Source organism: Pseudalkalibacillus sp. A8, assembly GCF_045920555.1.
Lineage (GTDB): Bacteria > Bacillota > Bacilli > Bacillales > Fictibacillaceae > Pseudalkalibacillus.
Map to the genome: position 1 here is coordinate 3,896,614 of NZ_CP174509.1, position 12,093 is coordinate 3,908,706.

The 12,093-nt window shown below is 40.1% G+C and carries 9 protein-coding genes and 1 pseudogene; 1 reads left to right on the forward strand and 9 read right to left on the reverse strand.

What is annotated here, in order from left to right; all coding sequences use genetic code 11:
- Nucleotide 1: 1 nt before the first annotated feature.
- The 5 genes and pseudogenes from hutI to ACJROX_RS20065 form a co-directional block, all read right to left on the reverse strand.
- Complete coding sequence (hutI, locus tag ACJROX_RS20045; protein ID WP_408006968.1) at nt 2-1,258, reverse strand: imidazolonepropionase; 1,257 nt, start codon at nt 1,256-1,258, stop codon at nt 2-4.
- Nucleotides 1,258-2,934, reverse strand: coding sequence for a urocanate hydratase (gene hutU, locus ACJROX_RS20050; protein ID WP_408006969.1), 1,677 nt, complete (start codon nt 2,932-2,934; stop codon nt 1,258-1,260). The genes hutI and hutU overlap by 1 nt, the downstream gene beginning before the upstream one ends.
- A gap of 181 nt (nt 2,935-3,115) precedes the next feature.
- Nucleotides 3,116-4,588, reverse strand: a complete 1,473-nt coding sequence (locus ACJROX_RS20055; RefSeq protein ID WP_408006970.1) for a helix-turn-helix domain-containing protein — start codon at nt 4,586-4,588, stop codon at nt 3,116-3,118.
- 348 nt (nt 4,589-4,936) lie between these two features.
- A pseudogene (locus tag ACJROX_RS20060) lies at nt 4,937-6,057 on the reverse strand (RNA-guided endonuclease InsQ/TnpB family protein).
- 246 nt (nt 6,058-6,303) lie between these two features.
- A complete protein-coding gene (locus ACJROX_RS20065) occupies nt 6,304-6,789 on the reverse strand; it encodes an Lrp/AsnC family transcriptional regulator (RefSeq protein ID WP_408006971.1) in 486 nt (161 codons plus the stop codon).
- A gap of 231 nt (nt 6,790-7,020) precedes the next feature.
- On the opposite strand from ACJROX_RS20065, the gene ACJROX_RS20070 reads away from it, so the two are divergent.
- Nucleotides 7,021-7,935: a DMT family transporter gene (locus ACJROX_RS20070; protein ID WP_408006972.1), complete on the forward strand. Its 915-nt coding sequence runs from the start codon at nt 7,021-7,023 to the stop codon at nt 7,933-7,935.
- A gap of 68 nt (nt 7,936-8,003) precedes the next feature.
- On the opposite strand, the gene tnpA is transcribed toward ACJROX_RS20070, so the two are convergent.
- From tnpA to ACJROX_RS20090, 4 genes are all read right to left on the reverse strand, one after another.
- Entirely contained in the window at nt 8,004-8,402 is a 399-nt protein-coding gene (tnpA, locus tag ACJROX_RS20075) for an IS200/IS605 family transposase (protein WP_408006922.1), read from the reverse strand.
- A 292-nt stretch (nt 8,403-8,694) separates the two neighbouring features.
- A complete protein-coding gene (locus ACJROX_RS20080; protein ID WP_408006973.1) occupies nt 8,695-9,987 on the reverse strand; it encodes an alpha-L-fucosidase in 1,293 nt (430 codons plus the stop codon).
- Nucleotides 9,988-9,989: 2 nt separating this feature from the next.
- Nucleotides 9,990-10,700: a copper homeostasis protein CutC gene (locus ACJROX_RS20085; RefSeq protein ID WP_408006974.1), complete on the reverse strand. Its 711-nt coding sequence runs from the start codon at nt 10,698-10,700 to the stop codon at nt 9,990-9,992.
- Entirely contained in the window at nt 10,690-12,066 is a 1,377-nt protein-coding gene (locus ACJROX_RS20090; RefSeq protein ID WP_408006975.1) for a M17 family metallopeptidase, read from the reverse strand. The genes ACJROX_RS20085 and ACJROX_RS20090 overlap by 11 nt, the downstream gene beginning before the upstream one ends.
- Nucleotides 12,067-12,093: the final 27 nt, after the last annotated feature.

Genomic DNA, 12,093 nt, shown 5'->3' on the forward strand with positions numbered 1-12,093 from the left:
ATTACACCACCTTTACACCCTTTTTCCATACCGATTTCACATGATTGACCCCGAACAAATATTGCAGTTCCTGATAATTTTTTACGTTCCACATAACAATATCAGCCTGCTTACCGACTTCGAGTGACCCCACATTTTCCTGTCGATTAATTGCACAAGCAGCATTGTATGTCGCAGCTGTCAACGCTTCAGCTGGAGTAAGACGCATTGAGATACATGCCAGATTCATGACAAGAGGCATCGAAGTCGTTGGTGACGACCCGGGATTACAATCGGTGGAAATGGCTACGCTCACACCCTCGTCGATCATACGTCTTCCTGCAGCTGCTTCTTCCCGTAGATACAGTGCTGTTGCTGGTAGCAGGCAGGCAATCGTACCAGATTCCGCCATAGCCTTGATTCCTTCAGCAGAGGCTTTCAATAAATGTTCTGCTGATATGGCTCCTACTTTTGCAGCTAATTCTGCTCCGCCATAAGGTTCAATTTCATCTGCATGGATTTTCGGTGTCAATCCGAAGCGCTTTCCTGCTTCAAGAATCCTTTCTGATTGTTCTGGTGTATAAACGCCTTTCTCACAAAAAACATCGTTGAACTCGGCCAATTTTTCCTCTGCTACTACTGGCAGCATTTCATCAATTAATTGATTGACAAACTCATCTTCACGCCCCTTGAAATCCGGTGGTACAGCATGGGCGCCCATAAATGTCGGAACGATGTCGATCGCATGTTGCTCCTGCAGCTTCTTCATTACTCGCAACTGCTTCAACTCGGTTTCCAGGTTCATTCCGTAACCACTTTTTCCTTCGATTGTTGTTACACCCTGAGAAAAAAACGAATCAAGACGCCGCTTTGTTTGGTCAATCAGCTCTTCTTCTGTTGCCTCCCGTGTCATACGGGTGGTCGCATGAATCCCTCCACCCGCATTCATAATGTCCATATAAGATGTACCTTCAAGACGCATTTCAAATTCACGTTCCCTGCTTCCTCCATACACAACATGTGTATGAGGATCGACAAGTCCCGGAGTAACTAAATGGTTGGAAGCATCGACGATTTCTGCTTCATGCACCTTGTCTGCAAAGCGTTCTTCAAGCTCTTTCGTTGTACCGACAGCTTGGACTATCCCATCTTCAATCCATACGCTGCCGTCTTCAATCAAACCAAGTTCAGACATTTTCTCTTTAGAGCGCGGACCTTTTACTTCTGAAGCAAGTGTAGCCAACTGGGCTGTATGTTTAATCCAAATCGGTTTTGTCATCACTGATCAGTCCCTTTATCAAGCATTGGAATATTGATTCCTTTTTCTCGTGCTGTTTTTTCCGCTATTTCATATCCGGCATCCACATGACGGGCTACACCCATACCTGGGTCAGTTGTTAGCACTCTTTCAATTCGTGCTTCCGCCTCTTTCGTACCATCTGCAACAATGACGACACCGGCATGTAAAGAGTAACCCATTCCGACACCGCCTCCGTGGTGTACAGATACCCATGTAGCACCGCCAACTGCATTTACCATCGCATTTAAAATCGGCCAGTCTGCTACAACATCTGATCCATCTTTCATTGCTTCCGTTTCACGGTTTGGTGAAGCGACAGAGCCGGAATCCAGGTGATCGCGCCCGATAACGATCGGTGCTTTCAGTTCACCACTTGCAACCATGTCGTTCAGGATTTTTCCAAAACGAGCACGCTCTCCATATCCAAGCCAGCAAATTCGGGAAGGCAGACCTTGGAACTGGATTTTATCCTGTGCCATACGAATCCAGTTGCACAAGTGCTCGTTATCACTGAATTCGCGTAAAATAGCTTGGTCAGTTTTGTAAATGTCTTCAGGATCCCCTGATAGAGCCACCCAACGGAAAGGTCCTTTTCCTTCACAGAATTGGGGACGGATATATGCCGGAACAAATCCCGGGAAGTTGAACGCTTTTTCTAAACCTTCATCTTTTGCGACCTGGCGGATGTTGTTTCCGTAGTCGAACGTCACTGCGCCTTTTTCCATCATCGTAAGCATCGCGTCTACATGCTTTGCCATCGAAGCCTTGGAACGTTTCACATACTCTTCAGGATTGGATTTTCGCAGTTCTCCTGCCTCTTCAAGCGACATTCCTGATGGGATATACCCGTTCAGCGGATCGTGAGCTGATGTTTGGTCCGTCAATGCATCCGGGATGAAGTTCCTCGCAATCATTTCAGGAAGAAGATCCGATGCGTTACCTAATAAACCGATCGATAAGGCTTTGCCGGCATTTTTCGCATCCTCAGCTAACTTTATGGCCTCTTCAAGTGTATAGGCCTTCACATCTGTGTATCGAGTTTCTATTCTTCGATCGATTCTGGATTCATCGATTTCAATAGCGATGCACACACCGCCATTCATCGTCACTGCAAGCGGCTGTGCACCACCCATTCCGCCTAGGCCCGCCGTTACGGTTATGGTTCCTTTAAGTGTATTATTGAAATGTTGTTTCGCCAGCTCCGCAAAAGTTTCATATGTGCCTTGGACAATTCCCTGTGAACCGATATAAATCCAGCTCCCTGCTGTCATTTGTCCATACATCATCAACCCTTTTTTATCGAGCTCATGAAATGTATCCCAATTTGCATAAGCGGGTACAATGTTCGAGTTTGCAATAAGGACGCGTGGTGCATCCGCATGTGTTTTAAAAATGACCACAGGCTTGCCTGATTGAACAAGTAAGGTTTCATCGTTTGCCAGTTCTTTCAAGGATTTAACAATAGCATCGAAAGATTCCCAGTTACGTGCCGCTTTTCCAATTCCTCCGTAAACTACAAGGTCTTCAGGGCGTTCTGCTACGTCTGGATCTAAATTATTCATCAACATACGAAGCACTGCTTCTTGCTGCCAGCCTTTCGTATTCAATTCTGTACCTTGATAACGTTTGACTCTGTTCTGTGTAATCGCATTCATTTGTTTCTCCTCCTTGCTTTGATACGTTCATTCTATTATAAAAATTCAAATATTTATATATAAAATAATGATATATTTATAATTTATCTCATTTTATTTCTTTATTTTGACCATTTTTATAAATAATTTCAATGCTGCTCAACATACAATTAAAAAAGACGATCCAGTAACTGAATCGCCATTATTTCAATCCGGACCGATACACCGTCGGGGTACATGCTTCAAACTGTTTGAATTTAGCATTAAAATAAGTTTGGTGGGAATAGCCTGTTAAACGTGCGATTTCCTCCAAAGATAAATCCGTTTCCTTCAATAGACGTTTCGCCTCCCGAATCCGTACTTGATGAAGTGTTTTCCCGAATGACTGGCCTGATTCTGCTGCAAACCGGCGACTGAGGGTGCTTTTATTGATGCGAAGCGCATCAGCGCATTGCGCTAAATTCCAGCTGGCATCCCAATAGTTGGACTCAATCAACTCCTTTGTTTTTTCCACGAGTGTACGAGCCCCTTCCTGTAATTGATCTTTTCCCTCCAAAAGTAAACGAGTTGTAAAAGCAAGCAGTTCTTGAACAATTTGATAGATGACTGGCTGATGCACGATAGTCTGAAAAACTTCATGATAGTTTGTTTCCCAAGAAACGCTTTTTATATTGTATGACTTCATATGCCTGCGAATCTGTGCAAGCACACTTGTAAGGCGAACACGAACAATTTCAGGGTCGGGGTACGGCTGCTGAAAAGTCAGGAATTCGCGCTCCACCCAATCACGGATGGCTTTTGTGTCCCTTTTTTCAAGCATTTCTATCCACTGGCGCTGTTCAAAGGGGGTAAGGAATGGATCCATTTCTTTCGATGCCATTTGTTCGTCATCCGCCAAAATAATATCATATCCTTCGAAAAAAATTCGCCTCGTCAATTGACGGGTTTGCTGATAGATTCTTTTTAATGAATCTCCGGAAGAACCTTTTTGGATTACAATGGCAAGAGGCTCATCCATCCTCCTTTTCCAGTTTGCGAGAAATGCGTGGTATTCCTCACGTATCAATTCGCTCTTTTGTATTTCCTGTACACATAGAATTAAATTGGATAAAGCAAATATTCGAATCTTTCCAGTAAAAGAAAAACGCTGTAAAGCGTCATATACAAGAGGAAGCGCTTCTGATTGAGGGGTCAAAAATGCAACCATGGTCAACGGGTTGACGTGTTTACGTTCCGTTAAAAACAGATCAGGGTAATCAATGTCGAATGAACCCATTTCTTCAGGTGCTCTATTTGTAACGTAACGTTTATCATTCCGTAATTTGTAACGGGTCTGTTGAATTAATCTGATCAAGTCTTCTTGGGAAAACGGGCGAAATAATACATCTTCTGCACGATACCGAAGTGCACGATATGCAGTTTGAAAGATTCGTTCAGACGATAACCCTAGCCATCGAATACTATGTTGCCGTAACCACTCGCCGAATCTTTCACTGTCATGCTTCCATCCATCCATGTCCAATATGACAAGTTCAGGTATCTTACTCTTTACACCCTTTTCAAACTCCCCCAATGTTTTCCATAGAATCAAGTGGACTCCCGTAAAATGCGATTCTACGACCCATCGGATTCCCTGAGTTTCTAATTCATCTTTAGCAACTAAATGAATTTCCATTCTGCTACACCTTTCTTGTTGCCTATGCACGGATTATACTAAGGCACTTTTCCCTCATCTATTTTATTATGTTCCGAATTCTCTCTCCGCAATTCGGGTGTTTGAGCGAAGAAGGGTTTCCGTTCTTTGAAGGTCAGGATCCCTACAAAGATCAACCTAATAGTTCATAAAAAAGCATCAAGCCTTTAGGTGAATGACCCCTCCTTAACACCCTTTCGGGATATTTAAAGAAGGGGCTTCCTGTTTCGCAGACCGTTGCGTAGAGGGGTTTCCCACTACGTCTTACATAATCTCCACAGGCGTAGATTATACTGTTCGGACACAACCTTGCCCTACAGTTCGTATGATTCAGTTTGTCACAAGTAATTCTTCTAATGCTTTTTGTAGGATGTTTAATGCTGCGTTTTGGTCTCTATCCAACACTGTTCCGCATTTTGTACAAATATGAGTACGAATAGAAAGTGACTTCTTTACACGATTCCCACAATAGGAACAGTCTTGAGAAGTGTATTTTGGTTCTACTTTTTTCAGTAGTCCTCCATGCTTTTCGCATTTATACAAAAGCATGTTTCGGAACATTCCCCAACCTGCATCCGAAATGGATTTCGATAACTTTCTATTTCTGACCATGCCGCAGATATTTAGATTTTCTACAGCGACAACAGAATAATCTTTTGACAGGTTGTAACTTAGCTTGTGAAGAAAATCTCTGCGCTGGTTTGCGACTTTCTCGTGTAAAGAACGAACCTTTTGTACTTGTTTGATGTAGTTGAGAGAGCCTTTTTTCTTCTTAGAAAGAGTACGCTGTGCCTTCTTTAGTTGTTTCTCTTTCTTACGAAGAAATCTTGGGTTTTTAATCTCTAACCCATTAGAAAGGACCGCATACTTATTAAGTCCAACGTCAATTCCTATTGCACGATTCGTATCAATAGAAGGTGGTAATGCTTGTCTTTCGACACAAAAAATCGCATACCATTTCTTTCCTTGACGTTTGATAATAAGTTGTTTAATTGTTCCTTCTAATGGTCTATGAAGCAAGATATCTATTTAACCTAGCTTTTTATTGTATAACTTACCATTATCAGAAAAGGACATAGCATAACGATGTATTCCATTTGGTTTGAAACCGAACTGAGGGAAAGTCATACTATTATAATTTTTATACTTTTTCTGTTTTGGATATTTTGCATCTTTACGAAAGAAGCTTTCAAACGCTTTTTGTAGACGTACAAAGACTTCCTGTAAAGGCTGGGAAGGTACTTCTTTTAGAAAAGGATATTTCTTTTTATCTAGTGTTTGTTGGTTTTGCATATCATAACGACTGTAATTTTTTTTGTGTTTTGTTTATATTTCCGTTCTTTATCTAAAAGAGCAGAATTGTAGGTTTGACGACAATATTGTAACCAACGTTCTAGTATTTCTTTTTGTTCTTCTGTTGGATAGACTTTATATTTTTGATTTAGCAACATTGTCACCACCTCCAATGGTTTATGTGGATAATTATACCAAGAAGAGATTATGGGAACAAGCGTTTGGATTACAGCAACCGAAATTCATCCCCTCCCTATCCTTGGGCTACGCCCTTCACAGGCTTGAGGAAGGGGAATTCTTTCGGAATTTGTTAAAAAAGGACGATCAAAATTTTCTATTGATTGCCCCTTTTCCTATTGTTGATTACTGGCATTCATTTTAAATAAACACTATTGTGTATTCAATTACTTTTCTTCTTTCCAAATAGGTAAAACTGTAGAATATTTAATTTCCCTTAGGGATAAGCTAGTTTGAATACGTGTGATTCCAAGCTTATTTAATTTTCTAATAAAGCTCTCCAGTTCCTTCCTATCTTTGTTCGCTACCTTTAATAAATAATCATACTCTCCAGTTAAGAGGTGACATTCTAACACTTCGGGCATTGCTACTAATGCCTTTTCTAAAACATTAAGTTTTTCTTCCTGATGAATATTCGTGCTTATGAAAATAAAAGATAGTAAATCAAAACCCAACTTCTCTTGGTTTAAAATTGAAACTTGTTGATTTATATAACCTTCCACTTCTAATCGTTTTATCCTTGTATGTGTTGCAGGCGGAGACAAATTTACACGTTTGGCAATTTCAGAATTGCTTACCTGAGCTCCTTTTTGCAGTATGTCTAATATTTGAATGTCAATATCATCGAGTACTTTACTTACTAAAGATTCCACCTATCTCCACTCCCTTACATTTCTTCTAAAACCAAAAAGGTTTAAACTTTAAAATCGAATTAAATTTCGAAAAAACTAACCTTAACTTAATTTTATTTCAAGTTAATCAAATTATACAATAAAATATATTGTGTTAACAGGTTAAATGTTAAAATTATTAATGACAACAAATATTATGTACATATAGATTCAAAGATATAACATTTGAACAGTTTAAAAGGAGATAAGAATATGCCTTACAGATATTTTTTGTTACTACTTTTAACAAGTTTATTATGGGCAGGAAATTTTATCGTTGGAAAATCTCTTGTCGAACACGCTTCACCAATGACCTTGACAACCATACGGTGGGCTATTGCTGTTTTTTGCCTTTTCCCTCTTGTATGGTGGAAGGAAAAAAGGATACTACCCCCACGAAGTGCCATTTTTCCTTTAATTTTAATGGGAATAACCGGTGCTGTTTTATTTAATCTCTTTCAATTTTTTGCACTAGAGTATACAACCGCGACGAATGTTGGGTTAATTTCAACATTAAATATGTTTTCAATTGCTGTTTTTTCATTCGTTTTTCTTAAAGAAAGAGTGAGTATGCTACAAATAATTTCTATGTTGTTTTCACTTTTTGGAGTGATTCTGGTTTTGTCGAAAGGAAACATAGACCTCATCCTTTCATTACATTTTAATACCGGTGATTTATGGATGCTTGCTGCTGTATATGTATGGGGGATTTATTCTGTTTGCAGCAAATGGGCATTGACCAAGACATCGCCAATGATGTCAATTTTATATTCTGCTATTTTTGGACTTATGTCACTTATACCTTTTAATGTTACTGATTTTACTGTTATCAATATAACTTCTTCTTTCATAGGATCGATTTTGTTTACAGGCGTTATCTCAACAGTTGTATGTATGGTCCTTTGGAATATTGGTATCCAAAAAATAGGTGCAACAACATCAGGAATCTTTTTGAATTTCAATCCAATTTTCACCTCAATTTTAGCTTTTATAATATTAGGCGAACAAATGACATGGATTCAAGGAGTCGGCAGCTGCATTGTGATTATAGGATGTTATTTATTCTCGCACTTTAAAACAAAAGTGATTCCAGTCAGAAATGTAGTGAATCCAAGCTTTCAACGTTGATGAATTTATTTATGTATTATTGTTATTATAGAGATAATAAAGGTATTGGACCTGTTTATCCAAAACGCTCACCCCCTTGTTTTTTGTTGTTCAACATAACGCTTAATGGTTGCACTCGATACATTTCCTGCGGTCGATACAAAATAGGAACGTGTCCAAAGACTCGGCAGATGTTGAAGATGAGGAAATTCCTCTCTTAACTTTCTAGAAGTCACTCCTTTGATTTTTGCCATAATATCAGCAGGACTAAGTGTTGGTAGTGTGTTTAGGAACATGTGGGTATGGTCTTTGTCGCACTCTAAAGCAACAATGACAATTTCTAATTCTTCACATATTTCCTGTACTAACTGTTTAAATCGTTCCTCTACATCAGTACGGAGAAATATTTTCCTTCTGTATCGAGGACAAAAAACGAAATGATAGTTGATTAATGATACGGTTTTGTTTGTTCTTCTGTATTCGTTCATATTCACAATGTATCAGTTTTGTTTATAAACTACAACAGTTATACAACAAAAAGAGAGTGAAATTTTCGGATACTTGAAGTACCACAAAACCTTTCCGATTTTAGCGGTGCTCCGTATCCGTTCTCACTCTCATCCCATCCCTAAAGGCGGGCTATGCCCTGCAAAGACTTTCCCGTTCGGAAAATCTGTAATAAAAGATCAACCCTCACTCTAAAAGTTTATTTTAATTATAGATCATTAGATAAGTCGAAACTCTTATTATAGAATCGGAAAATGTTAGGTACCTATTTCCTCATTCCAAACTAAGCTCAATCACAGGTACTACATGGTCTGGCTTAATAACTGGTAGCTCTAGGACTGTTTCATTATTCCCGATAACCGGTATGTCGTGATGAAAGACATCCGATTCTTCAAAGGTTTTGACTGGTATTTCGGAATAGTCATGAAGAAATCTCGCATATTTCACTTTTTGCGAAAAATTCTTCAAGTGGATCGTTCTGAAAGGCCATGAAAAGATATGTATAAATACCTTCTCCCCTTTTTGCGTGAGTCTACAATCTTGCGGACATTCAAACGAACTTGATCCAGCACCGTAGATCGCTTCACTGTGGAAGTTTATCCACCCCTCTATTTCTTCAAGTACTTCCAGCGTCCTTGTATCGAAATTTCCTCTTGCAGTCGGACCGCAATTCAATAAGAGATTTCCATCATTTGAAACGGTATCAATTAACAACTTGATCAGCATCTCCGATGATTTCCAATGAAGATTGTTCGGATTATAACACCATGTTCCATTCAGCGTCTGACAAGCTTCCCAAATTCTTTTTGCTCCTTCGGGTGTATAAAGTGGTTCTGCCGGCTGGTACTGCTCCGGTGTATAAACTCCTCGATCCAACCCTAACCGATTATTGAGCAGTATATGCGGCTGATGGGTCAGGATCAGTTGTTCAAGGTCTTCCGATTTCCAGTCATCAGGTCCTTTCCCTTTTGACCATCCCCAATCTCGATCTCCGTAGGAAAAGTCGAACCAGAAGTAATCAATCTTCCCATATCGGGTTACAAGCTCTTCTACTTGATCAAATAAATATTGTTGGTAAATGGACATGTCCCGCTGCTCATTCCTTGCATTCTCATCTTCCCGCTGAGGATGGAGACCGTCGATTGTAAAATGTTCGTGGGACCAGTCGATGACAGAATGATAGAAGCCGATTTTCATCCCTTCCTGACGACATGCTTCCACAAACTCACGAAGAAGATCTTTTCCATAAGCGGTATTTGTAATTTTACAATCGGTATACTCACTGTCCCATAAAGCGAATCCTTCATGATGTTTTGTCGTAAAAACGATGTATTTCATTCCGCTTTTCTTCGCTTGCTTCACCCATTTTTCCGGTTTAACAAGATCTGGATTGAATTGTTGCAGATACATATCATATTCAGTTTTTGAAATTTTATCCTGCGTCATGATCCATTCATCTTTTGCTTTTAACGAGTAAAGCCCCCAATGAATAAACATACCAAACCGGTTATGTAGGAACCAGGTTGGATCCCCGTATTTTTCCGGCCAGTCATATAACCCACTCATGTTCAACTTCCTCCCCTTAAGGTTTTCTGAATAAGCTTGACGACGTCCTCATCAAAGGTATTCCTAAAAGAATGATCGATCCTGACAGCTTTACCAAAATGGTATTGATTTGCATTTACGGTTTCATGGATTCCTTGAATATTATCGAGTGTCAAGCCTGCACCAGGCATTATGTCAGGTCCGTTCATTTTTTTTGTAATATGGACAAGTTTCCTGAGCTTCCATTTCCCTTCAATACAGCTTTTTTCCCCGCCTGAAGTGAGGATCCGTTTCACATTCATTTTGTATTTGATCAGCGATTCGTAGGCTTCATCCAAAGAATGAACCTCATCGAAAGCTCTGTGAAACGTAATGTCCAATTGTGGATAGGTTCCGATGATTGTCTCTAAGATTTGTTCATCGATCCTGTTATCTTCAGTGAGTGCCCCAAAAACGATCCTGGCCCCCCCAAGTGATAACACCTTTCGGATATCTTCCCGAATGATTTTCAAATCGCCATCCGTGTAACAATAGTGGTAGCTGTGGGGACGGATCATCACCTGGACCGGTATCGACACGCTTTCCAATACTTGTTTTATCGTTCCATAGCTTGGTGTCAATCCACCTTCCTGGATGGCTGATACCAATTCGATTCTGTCCGCACCTAGTTTTTCTGCTTGTACTGCCTCCTGACCATTTTGAACAATAACCTCTAACACCATTTCACTCTTCAACCTCCATATGAATCAGTTCGGCCAATAATCGAACACCATAGCCTGATGCACCCGGAACATGATAGCCTTGTACTTTCCATGGTCGTACGGTATTTGCCATATCAATGTGTACCCATTTCCGCTCCGCTACTACGAAGTGATTTAAAAATACAGCAGCCGTGATCGCACCTCCGAAAAGTGAGGAACCGACATTATTCAAATCCGCACAATCACTTTCTAAATACGTTTCATAATCGTGGATCAAAGGCATTGGCCATACGTGATCGCCGGTATGATCGCCTAGTTCCTTATAGGACCACAAATCTTCTTCAGGATTGCTGAAGATGCCTGCTGCTTTCAATCCAAGCGCTTGACCGATCGTCCCGGTCAATGTTGCGATATCAATAATTGTCGTTGCACCTAATTCTTGCGCATGTAAAAGACCTTCTGCTAGGATCAATCTTCCCTCACCATCGGTATTACCAACCTCGACAGTTGTTCCATTTTTGTACTTGATCACATCTGAAGGAAGAAAAGCATCCCTTCCTGCAACATTTGTAACTAACGGTAAAACGGCAGTTACGTGAACAGGACTATTCAAGTCTGCCAGTAATTTCATTGCCCCGACTACCGCGGCAGAACCACCCATATCCATCTTCATTTCACCGATATCACTTGCTGTCTTGACATTTACACCGCCTGAATCGAACGTTACACCTTTTCCGACAAGCGCAATATGTTTTCGGTCACTATTTTTCAATGTTAATACAGCTAGTTTCGGCGGATAACCACTTCCATTCCCGACCATCGCAGTCGCTTCGAATCCTCTTTCCTTTAACTCTTCTGATTCGATGATCTCGACTTTTACTTTTGATTGATGGAAGATACGTTTCAACCGATCTGCATATAATGCTGGTGTCAATTTGTTCGCGGGCTCATTACATAAATCACGTGCCAGGTTCACTGCATTGGCACGGATTTGTGCGATCTTGATGTATACATCATATTGATCAGTGTTTAACTTAAAGGTCGGGTACTGTTTGTTCTCCTCTTTTTTATAGGCCAAAAACTGATACCCGCCTAAATACAAGCCCTCCATGAAAGCTGCAACGATCTCTTCTTCTGAAAGTCCTTCACAATGTGGTATGAGTTTTTGAAAATCGATCGTTACTTCTTCACATGGATACTCCTGGATTGCTTTAATCGTCTCGCCGCCGAGAAAACGAATATCCTCTATCGATTTTCGTTCTTTCTTAAACCCTATTAGTAGATAAAGTTGCTTTTTCATTTGTATAACATTTGTTTTTCCGAAATCAATCATGTGTCTATGGATGACAAGATCTTCATTTTCATCAACCTCTTCAATCGCAATTACTTTTATATTCACCTATCTATCTCCTCGTACGTATGCATT